Here is a 15,534-nt window from a genome sequence, read left to right as displayed (position 1 = left end):
CGACTAATTTCTGCGACTGAAAATTGCATTCAATTCACGTAACTTAAAAGAGTATCAACGAAAACTTCGTAATCTTCTGGGTTGGTATCACAAACACTTAGTGTAGTTATGGCTGATGCACCCGAATGGCCACTAAAGCTATATGAGTATGCACCCAACCAAACCCCGTTTTTAAATATCATGGTGAATTCAGGGATGTGCCAGCCAATCATGCTCACACTAAATTCTTTCCCGTGATTAAGTACAACAAAAGGTACTTCTGCATCTGGATTCATAACCGATAGATCATTCGAATCCTTCGCATCAAAAATTGTCTGAATGTCCCTGTGATTATGAAAAAAATCCGTCCCAAATGTTACGGTAGCTTTTTGAATAATAGGCCAATGGTTGATCTCATAGTGGATTACGAATTGTTCGCCAACTTCACGCTTTTCAATAAATGTTCGACCATCAAAACCAATACCAACTTCGAAATTATCCCTCACTCTACAGGTAAAGTCTCCAGCTACAACCTCAGACAATGCAAAGCTTGGAAATAAAAAAGCCACAAAAAGCCCACTCAAACCAAATAACCTATTGCTCGTCATTAACTTAATCTCCAGACCACCACCAATTTCACATCAGGAATTACTAATACCCCGTGAAAGTCGCTTTTAGACCATATTTTTTATTTATCTCAATTACTTTATCGCTGTGCTGTTGCGCATCTATGACCCCCAAAACCAACCAATCATGCATATTTCCCTTGAGCTCCAAATCTCTTTTGGCTCGCTCTTCACGACTAAGGTGAGCGAGGGCGGCATCTTCTTTTTCTTTTCGATGTGCATCCTTAATTTCTTGGACTGCGCGCCTTTTATCATTGTTAAGCACCGTTGCGATGATCGCGCCCAATACAGTAATGATCAAAATAATTTGATAATCCATTTATTGACCCATTTTTCCTTGCACGTGAATAGTATGTCGCCATCACAATCGAAGTTAGACACAATCAAAAATCATTGTGATCGGAGCCGAACTCGAAAAGACTGCCCTTTTGTCGTATTGCAGGCACCATCTATCCGCTAGGGGCTGTGCATCAGATGCCTTCCAAACATTAAAAACACTCACATGATGCTCGTCACCAGTAACGTTTTGGGGCACTAACCCCATACCATAGACCTGATCCTTACAGCCCGCTAAAGTTGATAAGCAAACTACAGAAAATGCAAAGAGAGCCGCTGTTCTCATGTTCAAAGCCCTATTCAAATTTATCGACTGAGAAGTCTAAATTTCACTCCCAACCATAGACTACCACTCTGAGACTAAAAGCAAGCAGATTTAAATTAGAAGGATTGGCATTGACCCATTATTACTTGCTCTGGCAGGTAATCATCATATTGCTCCCCGCGCTCGGTACCCTCTGCCAGCCATCCACCGGGCCCAAGCATTGCCAGCACAAAACGCTTGCTTTCAGTCGAATAACTAAAGTGCATTGTAGCAACTTGAGAGTTTACGCAGGTAACGACGTCTGGAGCTTTGTTAGGAAAATACCTCTCACAGCGATGCACCGTATCCGAACCTTGTACGCCAGATACTTCAGTCATGCCATCATTGAACCTGATAGCATAACGGCGACCAAACTCCTCACCGCCATAAAATCCCGACCAATTACCATCCTGGTTCTGCATGCCCGCCATGTGCTGTTCCGCACAATACAGCACTACTTCGTCGGCAGGCGCTGCCCCCGCCATAACGTTCAATATCGCCGCTCCTAAAATCGCGATCACCTGCTTAGAACTAAACATCTGCAGTTCCTCTTCGACATCATCAGAATATTAGCAGCCTCATTCGACCGATCCAATTTCACAGTGCGTGCATATCTGATCTTTGGAGTCCTGACAGGCTAGCTTTAGGATTGGACAGTAGATACGCACCGCTTTTTACATCAAAAGTATGTGCTTGCACATGAAACCTTACTGCAATCTTAGCAAACCCACTCAACAAACAGCAAAAAAATAGGACGCTACTCTCTCAACACATAATGCGCCAACCCTGATGGTTGCCCGATAGCCTGCTTACATCACCATCCAACCACAACTGAAGCAACATTAGGCTCTGAGAGGCAGGCATGGCCACGGCCAGCAATCCCCACCTAAATAGATGCATAGGAACCCGGCGGATACGCGCACCTCGCCACAAGCACCTTAGAGCCGCGGAGAAGCTCGCTGGAGCCCATGACGAACCAAGTCGCCCAAAGGCAGCACAATCATAACCGTCGCCACACAGGGCCCTCCGTGGCTGTACGGGCCTACCTGCATTAAGCAGCTTAACCGAAGCGTCATCCATTCGATCGCTTTAAGCTTCGCAAGGCCATTCACAGCCTCGCGGGGAGGGGTATCGAAAGCTTCAGCAGTAACCTCCAGCAAAATCTGAAATGCACCTGTAATCGGGTTCTGAGAGCCCTGACCACAGTAGGTGAGTTTAAGCTGACCACCCAAAGGCTAGGCGGCATACTTTGGCCCATCGCGACTTTTTAAAAAAGGCGAATTCGTCTTAAAGCTCACTGCGTGAGCAGATCACATACAGCCAAAGATCACACAGCGCTCTAGGTTCGCTTTCGGGACTTCTTTTTCCCAGGGTGCAGCGGACGCCCCCCCTCAAAGGGGGCGGCAGCGTAGCGCCATGAAAGCTATTTGATAGATATATGTATCTATCTGTTAGCTATATGGTGACTTCAAAAATTCCTTATTTTATTGATTAATACAAGTGCATTTGAATCAACTCATGATTCACATGAACCAATCAATGTTACAAATGAATCAATCTATGTTGTATTAGCACCAAGTTATGACACCAACGCATCAAATCACGGCGATAATTTCTATGTGAGGAAGGCCCGAAGGCCTACCTTAGTTGTTCTGGTCGTCCGTGATGTATTCGTCCTGATCAACAAAACCCTCCGGAAGAAGGTCTACAACCTTATACGCTGATTTATTCAGGGTATAGAGTTGTGTCCCTCTGTTGTAATCGTACTTGATGCCAACTGCTTTTTTGATGTCCCTAAAAGCTCGAGTGATTGCGTTGTCTGGGCGCACAGAGCCTTCGAGCGAAAGCACCTTGATCAACTCATCGCGAGACACGGATGTTTTCACCCCGAAGGTCCCATCTCGCTGACGGCTAGCACCTGCAACCTGCAAGTATCGCATCATGCCGAGAGAGATCGTTGAAGTGAGCTTATCTCGAGCTTGTGACGACAGGAACTTGAGACTGTACTCACTCGACCCAAAGTGCTTCAGGTATTCCTCAGTGAACGTCACAGCAATGCGGTCATATGCCTGATCGTATGCTACCGATTTGATCAATCCGTACCTAAACCATGAGCCTTCGGCATTCTCGACGCAGACAAAGGTGTTCTGCAAAGTTTTTAGTTCCGCGAACAATAGCTCTCGCTGGGTTTTCCTATGATCATTACGGCCCACGCGGTTCAATGTGCCCCGTACGCCCAGTACGATAGTATCACGAACACTGCTTTTCTTGCTTCGGGCTGCACTGACTTCAAGCATTGCGTCAACGAAGTCTTTAAGCTTCTGGCGTATCTTTGCAGCCGTTGGCTTTTTGGACTCGAAACGTTCGAGTTGAGCATTATTCAGAAGGGCCTTAACCGCGCTCAGACGTTCAGCATCATACTTTTCGCAAGTGATACTACGCCTTAAATCGGCATCGAGTTTTTCATAAGCAACGCCGATTGCTTCAGATACGATATCTACAGTCAGAAGCTCGGCCTTATCGTAGTAACTGTGCGTCCATAGACTCTCCATCAGCACATCAAATAGTTTTGTGTGACCGATTTTGAGTTGGGCACTTGCTTCAACAATTAGCTTGTGTCCAGATTCAAGCTCCGCCTCATGCTTAAAGATCACAGAGCCATCTCGGTTTGTGACCTTTGACAAAGGAAGTAGCCAGAAATCTTTAAGCGTTGTCTCTGGGCTATTAACGATTGGATAGGTCTTGCCGAACTTCTTCTTGGCAACTGAGTTCGGTTTCTTTTTATTGGGAACCGCAGTCATTCCTCACCCTCCCAATCAGCAACCTGCTCAGTGAACACAATCATATCACGGTCAATAGTCCAAGTGACCTCCGAGATGTAAGGAACGATTACTAGGTAACGCTCATTATCAGTGAAGCCTTCGATCATCATTGTCGTTTTGCCATACCCACAGCCATAGTCGTGGATAATGACAGGGCACTCTTTGCCAGTCATCATAATATTCATGGGATTTCTCCGTCTTTCGTTGATTTTCGTTGTCGAGCAATCCGCTCGATGAATGCCTCTCACGCGCCAACGACAACGCTCGGCGGATCACGTTAATCCGCCGTTAAGAGACATTCATGGAAAGGATTGAGACCGCCTATGCGAGGCTTGGGAGTGGAGGAGAGGTCTTAGGACACAAGCACACTAGATCACGTGTTCAGCTCTACAGCGACAAAATGCTCAGTCGTCTGCTCACACCAGTCAGGGTGTGACTCGATAGAAGCCACTGCTGAGAGCACTCAGCTATGTTCTCGAGTAGGTGCTTTTTGCGTATTTTGGTACGGCCTGTGATTAACATGACGCTGTGCGGATGGAGTTGTCGAGGCCAAGGCACCAAAGCTTATTCGTTATGCTAATCCGATTGGGTCTTTTCATTGAAAATAGGATTGCAAAAGGCGACTACTTTTTCGACCGACTACGCTGAATCCCGATCTCTGGTCATTATCAAGAAAAGGGCTGTCAGCCTCATGCTCTATGCTGGCTTTGATATATCTGGACCAAGCCAGCTCTCAGCGTCGAACGGTATCGATAGAATTCTGAAGATATTCTCGCTTTAACCGTAGGTCAGTAGGGCTACCGTAGTTGTCACTGATACTCTTTGCCCAGCCACCTAACTCGTCACGAACATCCTTGGGGCACCCAACATTTCTAAGGCGCGTTGCCATAGTATGCCTAAAGCTATGACAAGTAGGAGCCCCCTCGCCCAACCACACCTTTAGACGCTTATTAACAGACGCAGACGCTGTGTCGTTTTTTAGAGTTCCACTATCTTCATCAACGTAGCGGGGAAAAACAAAAGTATCAGAATTTCCTTTGACACGTAGTGCCGAGGAAAGTGCGGCTCCGACAAGGGGCACAAGCCGCTTCGAACTTTTAGTCTTCAAACGCCGCATTGAGTTCCGATGAAGTCGAATATGAGGCACTTCAGCATCTAAGACGATATCATCGGCCTGCAAACCAACCACCTCTGCAACCCTCATACCTGTATCCATAAGGAGCCCGATAAGATTGTCTATCTCATTAGGCTCGTTGGTCGTCGTGAGCCTTGTTCGGATCATTTCTTGCTGCTCTTTAGTGAAATCTTCTCGGTCTTTGGCATCTTCTAACAGATTGGGGATTTCGACATTCTTGAACGGATTATGAAGTTCGATTTCACGTAACTGACCGACGTAGTTGATGGCCGCACGGATAACGCTTAGCTTACGCTTTACAGTAGCGGTCTTTAGCCCCTGCTCTTCTATTAGATTTTTCACCAACCGATGGACGTCCAATCGACTTACATCAGAGGTCGAGATATCTCCCAGTGCAGAAATAAATGTTGCAAAGGCTCCGTCTACCGAGTTCCTCTGTTTACGGTTATTTGCCCAACCTTTTAACTCAAGGTACTCCTGCTGAATTGCAGACAAAGACCACAGGTCAATACCTCTTGAACGCTGCAAAGCCTGCCATGTGACATCATCGAGATTTTGCTCCAGGATGTCATCTTCGCGTTCGCGGTTCCCACCCGCCAAAGCTATATCAAAGAGTTCTTTCTTAGCTTCGCCGCTAAGACGCTCTTCGATGAAATCGCCAAGATCAAAAGGCTGATTGTGATATGTTTTGAAAAGCTCTTCAGAACTCTTAATAACCTCGATCGTAGGCTCACCAGCCTCAATAGCGGCCCACTGAGCCTCAAGGTACCTATTGATACGACTAGCCTCCTTGAGAGCCTTCTGCCTATCAGCGGTACGTGTCGAGATGACCTCTTTGATTTTTGCAGGCCCTTTAAAGCCGCTCTGAGCCTTTAATGCTCTGACTACGCCGGCAGGTATTCTGCGGGTATAGTAATAGTTGTTGCTACCGTTTTGCTTACTCAGATATTTTGCAGACACACTAAACATCCCGTAATCGAATACAAATCTAGTCACATCTTCCTCTTTGTACCAAAGTTTGTACCAAAGAAGATCGAACCCGAAACTGTACACAAAACCCCTTATTTACAAGGATTTTTGACAAAAAGGCGCAAAATTTTTTCGGAAAAATGGCGCACCCGACAGGATTCGAACCTGTGGCCTCTGCCTTCGGAGGGCAGCGCTCTATCCAGCTGAGCTACGGGTGCCTAAGCCGTTCTATAGCCGTGGCGATTTCTGGTCGCAATGCGAAATCGCCACTTGGCCAATCTTAACCGAAAAGTTCGTGACAGAACTCTAGCGCGTCCACGAGAACGTCGACTTCGGCCTTGGTGTTATACATGCCAAAGGATGCACGGCAGGTCGCGCCAACGCCCATATGCTCCATCAAGGGCATGGCGCAGTGGGTGCCCGCACGGACCGCAACGCCTTTTTTATCAAGCACGGTCGAGATGTCATGCGCGTGGGCTGCACCGTCCAAAGTGAACGAGAAAATCGCGGCTTTATCCTTAGGGTTGCCCTGAAGTTTCAGCCAATTCAAACCGCGCAGGCGATCGTTCGCATAATCGCGAAGCGCGTGTTCATGGGCCGCGATATTCTCCATCCCGATTTGCATAAGGTAGTCGAGAGCGACGCCCATGCCGATGGTTTGCACGATGCCTGGAGTGCCGGCCTCAAACTTCATCGGCGGGTCGTTATAGGTCACTGCATCGCGGGTCACGTCACGGATCATGTCGCCACCGCCCATAAAGGGCTGCATTTCCGCCTGACGTTCCTTGCGCACATAGATCGCGCCAGAGCCTGACGGGCCGTAGAGTTTGTGCCCTGTGATCGGATAGAAATCCGCGCCGATGTCTTGGACATCGACAGACATGTGAACCGCGCCTTGGCTGCCATCGACGAGAACAGGAACGCCTTTCTCGCGGGCCGCGTGGCAGATGGTTTTTACATCAACAACGGTCCCTAACACGTTGGAACATTGCGTAATTGCGACAAGTTTTGTTTTGGGCGAAATGGCGTCAATCACAGCTTGCGGGTCAAGGTTGCCGTCGGCATCAGGTTCAACCCATTTCAGGACAACACCCTGACGTTCGCGCAGGAAATGCCATGGAACGATATTCGCATGGTGTTCGAGCAACGATAAAACGATCTCGTCCCCCGCCTGAAGGCGCGGCGCAGCCCAAGCGTAGGCCACCATATTGATACCCTCGGTCGTGCCTGAATTGAGGATGATCTCGTCCTCATCGGCAGCGTTCAGGAACTTTGCCACAACGCCACGCACGCTTTCGTATTTGTCGGTCGCGAGGTTCGACAGGAAATGCAGACCGCGGTGGACGTTCGCGTATTCCTCGGAATACGCGCGGGTCACGGCGTCGATCACCACCTGCGGCTTTTGCGCAGAGGCACCGTTATCAAGGTAGACCAGCGGTTTATTATTGACCGTGCGCGATAGGATCGGGAAATCCTTGCGGATGGCATTTACGTCATACATGTCAGACGTCCTTTTCAGCCTCAATCAGGCTTTTGACCCAGATAGAGAGGAACGAAAGCCCCCAAAGCCCACCAATGATATTGGTCGCAGCAACATCACCATTGAACCCACGCAGCAGCCCGTAAAAGAGCGCGAGCGGTGTGGTCGCGAGGATGGACCAAAACAGCGCAACGCGGGCAGAGTAGAAGCTACCTTTGCCACCCATTGCCTTAGCTATCAGATGGCTGAAGGCGGCGAGGGCGTAGAAAAACAGCGGTGCGATAAAGACCCAGAGGAACAGCGCCCCCGTGATTTGTTCACGCGAGCTGACGCCCGTCATTTCCTCGACCCGCACGGCGTAGGGCCATGTGGCGAGGAAGTTGAGTGCGCAGCCGCCCATGAGGAAAGCCAAGGCGCGGTCCTCGCGGTGACCCATGGACAGAAGTTTGTCCATCACCGCACGCGGTCCGCGCCATGTGGCGACCATATCGCGAGTGACGCTCACCGACGACGCCCCAACCATTGTTCAAGACGTTGGCCAAGCTCGTCCGCGATTTCCTCGTTTTCGATCTCTTGCAGAGCTTCGGCGAGGAACGCCAGCGTCAGCATGTCTGTGGCTTCGCCCTTTGGAACACCGCGCGAACGCAGGTAGTAGAGCGCCGTATCGTCGAGTGCGCCACAGGTCGAACCGTGCGAACAAGCCACGTCATCGGCGTAGATTTCCAACTCTGGCTTCGCGAGGAAGTTTGAATCGTCGTCCAGCAAGAGACCTTGGGAAATCTGGTAACCGTCGGTTTTCTGAGCGCCCTCTTTGACGAGGATTTTGCCCTGAAACACGCCCGTCGCACCGTTGCGGAGCACCTTTTTGAACACCTGACGGCTTTCGCAACGCTCTGCATCGTGGGTGATGAACACCGTATCATCGTGCAAGAAATCGCGGCCATCGCCAACGCAGGCACCAGCAACATGCGCAATCGCATCATCGCCCGTGAGTTCAATCACGGTCTCGTTGCGGGTCAGAACGCCGTTCACGGTTAGGGTGAACGATTTGAACGCGGACTCTGTGCCGAGGCGGGTAAAGATGCCCGTCACAGCACGGCGTTCGTGGTCACGACCTTGGGCGCGAACGTGGTGGAAGGACGCTTTATCAGCGACTTCGACCTCAAGCACCTTGTTGAAACGTGCAGCCCCTGGGCCATTTTCCAACAAAGTGACCGATGCGCCCTCTTCGACCTTTACCAAATTGTGGAGGATCGCGTCAGAGGACACGTCTTTGTGCAAGTAGGTCAGGTTGATCGGCTTGCTCACCTCTTTGGTCACACGGATCACGATCCCATCGGTCGCGAAGGCGGTGTTCAACGCGGCCAGAGGACGCTGAACCGGTGTTTGACCACGGGTTTCCAGAACACCGTAGAGGTCTTTGGCCCAGTGAATATCGCGGTTCATCGCATCCGAGACACGTTCGATTTCCACACCGTCGAGCGACAGATCGTCGGACGCCTCGGCATCGAATACCCCATCAACGAAAACGATTTTCAGACGGTCGAGATCGTTGAAAACAGGTGCTTCGTCGTTCTCAAATACCGCAGCCTCGGGCGCGTCAATCGACGTCAGCGAGGTCGGATCGGTGTAGCGCCAATATTCGTCACGTTTGATCGGCAGACCCATCGCCGCAACACGAGAGAGTGCGGACTGACGCGCCTCGGCCGCCCAACCTGCCCCATCCGGCAAGGTCAGGGCCGCTAGACGCGCGTCGGTCGCGTCGGCCTTGATCTTGGGAAGAGCCATTATTCCACCTCCGCCAAGAGGTCAGCGTAACCGTTATTTTCAACTTCGAGCGCCAGCTCTGGGCCACCCGTTTTGATGATACGGCCATTTGCCATAATGTGCACGACGTCAGGTTTGATGTGGTCGAGGAGACGCTGATAGTGCGTGATCACGAGGAACGAACGTCCCTCAGAGCGCAGCGCATTCACGCCCTCGGACACCAGTTTCATCGCGTCCACATCGAGGCCAGAGTCGGTCTCGTCGAGGATGCACATCTTTGGCTCGAGCATCGCCATCTGAAGGATTTCGTTGCGTTTCTTCTCACCACCCGAGAAACCAACGTTCACAGGACGTTTGAGCATATCCGCATCGATTTTCAGGGTCTTTGCGCGTTCACGCACGACCTTGAGGAAGTCTGCGCTGGACAGTTCTTCTTCGCCGCGTGCCTTGCGCTGTGCGTTCACAGCGGTGCGCAAGAACGTCAGGTTACCAACGCCCGGTATTTCTACGGGATATTGGAACGCGAGGAACAGGCCTGCAGCGGCGCGCTCTTCGGGTTCCAGATCGAGCAGGTCAGCACCATCAAGCGTTGCTTCACCGTCTGTGACCTCGTAGCCATCGCGGCCCGACAGAACGTAGGACAGCGTCGATTTACCCGACCCGTTCGGACCCATGATCGCGTGGACCTTACCAGCCTCAACCGTGAGGTTCACACCTTTGAGGATCTGCTTGTCCTCGTTTTCAAGTTTGACATGCAGGTTCTTGATTTCCAGCATCTTTATCTCCTTCGGGTGTCGCGCCACCCGCACTAACTGTTGTGCCCTGCGCGGGCGAATATCTTAACCGACCGAGCCTTCGAGGCTGATCGCGACGAGCTGTTGGGCTTCCATAGCGAATTCCATCGGCAGCGCCTGAAGCACTTCCTTACAGAACCCGTTCACCACCAGAGCAACGGCCTCTTCTTCGTCCATGCCGCGCTGGCGGCAGTAGAAGAGTTGATCGTCATCCACCTTGGAGGTGGTTGCCTCGTGTTCCACGCGGGACGAGTTATTTTTAACCTCGATGTAAGGCACGGTATGCGCGCCACACTGCGAGCCGATCAGCAAGCTGTCACATTGGGTGTAGTTGCGGCTGTTTTTAGCTTTCGGGTGCATCGACACCAGACCACGGTAGGTGTTCTGCGCCTTACCTGCCGAGATGCCTTTGGACACGATCCGGCTCTTGGTGTTTTTACCAAGGTGGATCATCTTTGTGCCCGTATCGGCCTGCTGGTAGTTGTTGGCGATCGCGATCGAGTAGAACTCGCCTTGGCTATCGTTGCCACGCAGGATGCAGGACGGGTATTTCCAAGTGACGGCAGAGCCTGTTTCGACCTGCGTCCACATCACTTTGGACCGATCACCGCGGCAGTCTGCGCGTTTGGTCACAAAGTTATAGATGCCGCCTTTGCCGTTTTCATCACCTGGGAACCAGTTCTGAACGGTGGAGTATTTCACTTCTGCGTCTTCTTCGACGATGATCTCAACGACCGCAGCATGGAGCTGTGCGGTATCGCGTTGCGGCGCGGTGCAGCCTTCGAGGTAGGACACATAAGAGCCCTTGTCCGCGATGATCAGCGTGCGTTCGAACTGACCCGTGTTTTCCGCGTTGATGCGGAAATAGGTCGACAATTCCATCGGGCAGCGGGTGTTCGGCGGGATGTAGACAAACGACCCGTCCGAGAACACGGCAGAGTTCAGCGTAGCATAGTAGTTATCAGACACAGGAACCACAGAGCCGAGGTATTTTTTGACCAGCTCAGGGTGATCTTTGATCGCTTCAGAGATTGAACAGAAAATGACGCCAGCCTTTTCCAACTCTTTCTTAAACGTTGTACCGACCGACACAGAGTCAAAGACGGCATCGACGGCGACCTTACGTTCGCCTTCTTTGTAGTCCTCAGCGCCCTCAACACCCGCAAGGATCATCTGCTCTTTGAGCGGGATGCCGAGCTTTTTGTAGGTCTCAAGGAGTTTCGGATCGACGTCGTCGAGCGACTTGGGCTTCTCAGCCATCGATTTCGGACGGGCGTAGTAATACTGGTCCTGAAAATCGATCTCGGGATAGTTGACCATCGCCCATTTGGGTTCAGTCATCGTCTCCCAACGTTCGAACGCAGCCAGACGCCATTCGGTCATCCACTCTGGCTCTTCGTTCTTTTCAGAGATCAGGCGCACGATATCGGGGTTTACGCCCTTGGGGGCGTATTCCATCTCGATCTCGGTTTCCCAACCGTATTTGTATTTGCCCGACAGCTTTGCAACGGCATCTACGGTGTCCTGATCGACACCTTCTTTTACGTCCATCTCGGGGCGGTCTAGTGCAGCCATGACCTTTCCTCTCTTAAGCGGCGCGTGCGCGCATCTTTTTGTATCGATCAGCCCAAGCATCGGCATATGCCAGCACTTCGGCCTTCGTTGTTTCCAGACCAAGCGAAATCCGCGTCGCGCTAGCGGCTTCGACTTCGTCCAATCCCATCGCCTGCAAAACTCTGCTGGCTTTTACCTTGCCGGATGAACAGGCTGATCCTGCTGAAATCGCAAATCCGGCGAGGTCCATTGCCATTACTTGGGTTTCGCCTTTCCAGCCCCGTGTCACATAGCACGAGGTGTTGGGCAACCGCGTAACAGCATTCCCGACAAAAATAGTTTCTTTTGAGGCATCGGCAATACGTGCCTCTAACAAATTCCGCAATTCTGCGACTTCGTCCCAGCGCCCATCAGCGAGGTCTTTCTGCCCCGCAACCGCAGCAGCCGCAAAGCCCGCGATGCCGATCAAATTCTCAGTCCCAGCACGGCGTCCCATTTCCTGACCACCGCCCAACAACTGCGCCTTGAGGTCGTGACCTTGCGGGATCACGAGAACACCGACGCCTTTGGGCCCGCCAATTTTGTGCGCGGAGGCAAAGACCATTTCAACGCCCGCCCAGCTATAGGCAAACGGGATGCGGCCGAACCCTTGGGTCACGTCGGATACCGCCAAACCGTTAGGGAGGCTCTGAATGACTCCCGTTTCGGAGTTTGCCAGTTGCAGGCAGCTATTCGCAGGATCGTCGACCGTCACAATCCCGTTCGCATTAACAGGCAACGACATATCGAGCCACGCGCCTACAGCGTCGTGTTCAATCTGCGCACCTTTGAGCGTGCGACCTGCACAGGCCAACGCCGCCGCCTCTGTCGCGCCAGAGACAATCACCAGATCAGCATTGCCTGCACCCAAAGCCTCAGCAATCTGCTGACGGGATTTTTCAAGCAAAGCCTTCGCCGCACGACCTTCCGAATGCACAGACGACGGATTGCCGACGATATCCATCGCGGCAATCATGGCCTCTTTGGCCTCAGCACGTAAGGGCGCCGTCGCGTTATGATCCAGATACGTGCGGGTCACTCGTCCACCACCTCAAATAGGGCTGGAACGGCAGGGCACGGCGCGAGGCCGTTGTTGATCACGTCTGACAGGCGGGCCTGATGAAGGAAGACGTAGACATGAGCCGAGAGGCCTTCCCACAGGCGGTTGGTCAGGGATTGCGCACGGCTGCCAGAGTTCGCACCCGATGCCCCTGCCCCTTTGTGCATGGCGCTGACGGTTTCATCGACGGCAGTCAGAATGTCCGACACGCGGATTTCAGAGGCTGGACGGGACAGCTTGTAGCCGCCACCTGGGCCACGGACAGAGTCGACCAAACCATCGCGGCGCAGCTTAACGAAAAGCTGCTCGAGATAGGGCAGCGACACGTCCTGACGCTTGGAAATCTCGGCCAAAGTGACGAGCGATCCTTCGGGCTGAAGGGCCAGATCCGCCAGTGCAACCACCGCATAACGGCCTTTGGTGCTCAGTTTCATACATATACCCCTGTCAGAACGCCCATTTCATGCGCAAGATCATTGACGTAAGCGGTCTGCCTCATTAACTCCGACACAGCCCACAGGACGTCCGTCCTGATAATTTAGAATCCTTCTAAGGTGTCCGAGAATTATAGTCAAGAATTCCGACACCCTACATAACGCGCAGGGAGCACCATGCCCGAAGTGATTTTCCCCGGTCCCGAAGGCCGGCTCGAAGGCCGTTACCATCCGCAAAAAGATCGTGACGCACCGATTGCAATCGTTTTGCACCCGCACCCGCAGTTTGGCGGCACGATGAACAACCGTGTGGTTTATAACCTGCACTATGCGTTTTATAACCTCGGCTTTACCGTTCTGCGGTTCAACTTCCGTGGCGTAGGCCGCAGCCAAGGTGAATATGATCAGGGCATTGGTGAACTGTCTGATGCAGCGTCCGCTCTCGACTACCTGCAGTCGATGAACACTGGTTCTAAACACTGCTGGGTCGCTGGTTTCTCGTTCGGTGCGTGGATCGGTATGCAGCTTTTGATGCGCCGCCCAGAGATCACTGGCTTTGTGTCGGTGGCCCCGCCTGCTAACATGTACGACTTCTCGTTCCTTGCGCCCTGCCCGTCGTCGGGTCTGGTCATCAACGGTTCGGCTGACCGCGTGGCTCCGCCAGCAGACACCGAAACCTTTGTGAACAAACTGCACGACCAAAAAGGCATCACCATCACGCATGACGTGGTGGACGGCGCTGGTCACTTCTTTGAAGACCCGCACATGGACACGATGATCAACTCTGTTCAGGGCTACGTGCGCCGTCGCCTGACGGAAAACACGCGCTGATCCATGGCTCTACTGGATGATATGGCCGACGAGCTGGCGCAAATGGCGCTAGAAGACGAGGCCCGCAGCGGGGACGATCAGATCGTTCGAAAAGTGGCAGAAATCCTTGGAGCGTCGTCACAGACGCTTCAAGAGGCGTTCAACACGGCCATCCGTGTGCGCCGCGCCGAAGCCCGAGCGCGCGACCTTCTCGCGCAACGCAAGGCCCAATTCGAGGCATCATCCCAATGACATCGACCCTGTCCGCCCAGTTTACTTTCCTGAACGAGGCGGACAGGCTCAAATCCGTAGACCGCGCCAATCTTCTAATTGATTGCAGCCGTCCGGAAAACAGCGCCGAACATAGCTGGCACCTTGCGCTTTACGCGTTGGTCTTTGGCGATACCGCCGCGCCCGATGTGGACGTGGACCGCGCTATCGCGATGCTGCTGCTTCATGACATCGTTGAGATCGACGCTGGCGATCACCCCATCCATGAGGCACACGATTGGGACGCGGTGGCCGTGGCCGAACGCAAAGCTGCCGACCGTATCTTTGGCCTGCTACCCCTACCCCAAGCCAAAGAGTTTCGAGGCATCTGGGACGAATTCGAAGCCGCCCAAACCCCGACGGCTAAATTTGCGAAACGGTTGGATACAGCGCAGCCGATGTATCAAACGCTCTGCGCGCCCAACCCTGTGCCTGATCATGTTGAGGTCGTGCGCGGCAATCTGACAACCGGACGGGCGCGTCCCTTGGCCGAGAGTTGGCCTGAGGCTTATTCCCATGCGAAATCGATGCTCGACGAGACGGCGTCGACCGCGTCCACAGACTACTTGCTGCGATTGGCGTTCCTGTTAGAGGCCTGCAAGCTCAAGTCCGTCTACCGCGCGACGAAACTTTGCGACGGATCGCGGCACGAGAACTCTGGCGAACACAGTTGGCATATCGCGCTTTATGCGATGACGTTGGCCTCTCATGCGATCAAGCCCGTGAACATCGGCCGCGTGATCCGCATGTTGCTGATCCATGATCTGGTAGAGATCGACGCAGGTGATACGCCGATCCACGGTGACTTTGACCCTGCCGAACAAGAACAGATCGAACGACTGGCTGCGGATCGTCTCTTTGGCCTTTTGCCGCCCGCCCAAGGTGCGAAACTCCGTGCGCTCTGGGAAGAGTTTGAAGCGGCAGAAAGCGATGACGCTATCTTTGCCAAGTCTATCGACCGCGTGCAGCCGTTAGCGTCGAACCTTGAGAACGGCGGCGGATCATGGCCTGATTATAACGTCAGCTATGCGCAGCTAGTCGGTCGTGTCGGGGATAAGATCGCAAAGGGTGCGCCCGCTGTTTGGGCTGAGGTCGATACCCGCATTCGCGCCCATCCATGGTTTGCGAAAGAATTTCAAAAATAACTGTATACAA

Annotated in this window: 16 protein-coding genes and 1 tRNA gene; 3 read left to right on the top strand and 14 right to left on the bottom strand. The window is 52.5% G+C overall.

Translation table 11 applies throughout. The features are described from left to right. Window positions 1-29: 29 nt before the first annotated feature. The 14 genes from QWY83_RS13585 to iscR form a co-directional block, all read right to left on the bottom strand. Complete coding sequence (locus QWY83_RS13585; RefSeq protein ID WP_249947143.1) at window positions 30-587, bottom strand: hypothetical protein; 558 nt, start codon at window positions 585-587, stop codon at window positions 30-32. 43 nt (window positions 588-630) lie between these two features. Next, window positions 631-924: a hypothetical protein gene (locus QWY83_RS13580; protein ID WP_249947144.1), complete on the bottom strand. Its 294-nt coding sequence runs from the start codon at window positions 922-924 to the stop codon at window positions 631-633. Window positions 925-1,322: 398 nt separating this feature from the next. After that, on the bottom strand, window positions 1,323-1,784 hold the full coding sequence (locus QWY83_RS13575; protein ID WP_249947145.1) for a hypothetical protein: 462 nt from the start codon (window positions 1,782-1,784) through the stop codon (window positions 1,323-1,325). A 1,104-nt stretch (window positions 1,785-2,888) separates the two neighbouring features. Next, the gene (locus QWY83_RS13570; RefSeq protein ID WP_249947146.1) at window positions 2,889-4,046 is read right to left on the bottom strand and encodes a hypothetical protein; all 1,158 of its coding nucleotides are present in this window, start codon (window positions 4,044-4,046) and stop codon (window positions 2,889-2,891) included. After that, window positions 4,043-4,240, bottom strand: coding sequence for a hypothetical protein (locus QWY83_RS13565; RefSeq protein WP_249947147.1), 198 nt, complete (start codon window positions 4,238-4,240; stop codon window positions 4,043-4,045). Before QWY83_RS13565 ends, QWY83_RS13570 begins: the two co-directional genes overlap by 4 nt. A gap of 560 nt (window positions 4,241-4,800) precedes the next feature. Beyond that, window positions 4,801-6,198, bottom strand: coding sequence for a site-specific integrase (locus QWY83_RS13560; RefSeq protein WP_249947148.1), 1,398 nt, complete (start codon window positions 6,196-6,198; stop codon window positions 4,801-4,803). Between the two features lie 114 nt (window positions 6,199-6,312). Then, window positions 6,313-6,389 (bottom strand) — tRNA-Arg (locus QWY83_RS13555). 62 nt (window positions 6,390-6,451) lie between these two features. Next, window positions 6,452-7,672 carry a cysteine desulfurase gene (locus tag QWY83_RS13550; protein WP_249947149.1) on the bottom strand — a complete coding sequence of 407 codons (1,221 nt, stop codon included), beginning with the start codon at window positions 7,670-7,672 and terminating at the stop codon, window positions 6,452-6,454. Between the two features lies 1 nt (window position 7,673). Next, window positions 7,674-8,156, bottom strand: coding sequence for a YIP1 family protein (locus QWY83_RS13545; RefSeq protein ID WP_249947150.1), 483 nt, complete (start codon window positions 8,154-8,156; stop codon window positions 7,674-7,676). Further along, window positions 8,153-9,439 carry a SufB/SufD family protein gene (locus tag QWY83_RS13540; RefSeq protein WP_249947151.1) on the bottom strand — a complete coding sequence of 429 codons (1,287 nt, stop codon included), beginning with the start codon at window positions 9,437-9,439 and terminating at the stop codon, window positions 8,153-8,155. The genes QWY83_RS13545 and QWY83_RS13540 overlap by 4 nt, the downstream gene beginning before the upstream one ends. Beyond that, the gene (sufC, locus tag QWY83_RS13535) at window positions 9,439-10,194 is read right to left on the bottom strand and encodes a Fe-S cluster assembly ATPase SufC (RefSeq protein WP_249947152.1); all 756 of its coding nucleotides are present in this window, start codon (window positions 10,192-10,194) and stop codon (window positions 9,439-9,441) included. Before sufC ends, QWY83_RS13540 begins: the two co-directional genes overlap by 1 nt. Before the next feature lie 63 nt (window positions 10,195-10,257). Then, window positions 10,258-11,787, bottom strand: a complete 1,530-nt coding sequence (gene sufB, locus QWY83_RS13530; protein WP_249947153.1) for a Fe-S cluster assembly protein SufB — start codon at window positions 11,785-11,787, stop codon at window positions 10,258-10,260. Between the two features lie 13 nt (window positions 11,788-11,800). Next, window positions 11,801-12,844 (bottom strand): cysteine desulfurase family protein, encoded by a 1,044-nt coding sequence (locus QWY83_RS13525; protein ID WP_249947154.1) that lies wholly within the window; start codon window positions 12,842-12,844, stop codon window positions 11,801-11,803. Further along, on the bottom strand, window positions 12,841-13,299 hold the full coding sequence (iscR, locus tag QWY83_RS13520) for a Fe-S cluster assembly transcriptional regulator IscR (RefSeq protein WP_067547762.1): 459 nt from the start codon (window positions 13,297-13,299) through the stop codon (window positions 12,841-12,843). Before iscR ends, QWY83_RS13525 begins: the two co-directional genes overlap by 4 nt. 177 nt (window positions 13,300-13,476) lie before the next feature. Between iscR and QWY83_RS13515 the strand changes: the two genes are divergently transcribed. From QWY83_RS13515 to QWY83_RS13505, 3 genes are read left to right on the top strand one after another with little or no spacing between them, the layout of a single operon-like run. Further along, window positions 13,477-14,130: an alpha/beta hydrolase gene (locus tag QWY83_RS13515; protein ID WP_067547760.1), complete on the top strand. Its 654-nt coding sequence runs from the start codon at window positions 13,477-13,479 to the stop codon at window positions 14,128-14,130. A gap of 3 nt (window positions 14,131-14,133) precedes the next feature. Beyond that, window positions 14,134-14,361: a hypothetical protein gene (locus QWY83_RS13510; RefSeq protein WP_249947155.1), complete on the top strand. Its 228-nt coding sequence runs from the start codon at window positions 14,134-14,136 to the stop codon at window positions 14,359-14,361. Then, window positions 14,358-15,524 carry an HD domain-containing protein gene (locus tag QWY83_RS13505; protein WP_249947156.1) on the top strand — a complete coding sequence of 389 codons (1,167 nt, stop codon included), beginning with the start codon at window positions 14,358-14,360 and terminating at the stop codon, window positions 15,522-15,524. The genes QWY83_RS13510 and QWY83_RS13505 overlap by 4 nt, the downstream gene beginning before the upstream one ends. Window positions 15,525-15,534 lie beyond the last annotated feature (10 nt).

The sequence above is a fragment of the Marivivens donghaensis genome (assembly GCF_030410045.1).
GTDB classification, from domain to species: Bacteria; Pseudomonadota; Alphaproteobacteria; order Rhodobacterales; family Rhodobacteraceae; genus Marivivens; species Marivivens donghaensis.
The sequence above is the reverse complement of the archived record's forward strand: the minus strand, read 5'-3'. Positions and strand labels throughout refer to the sequence as shown.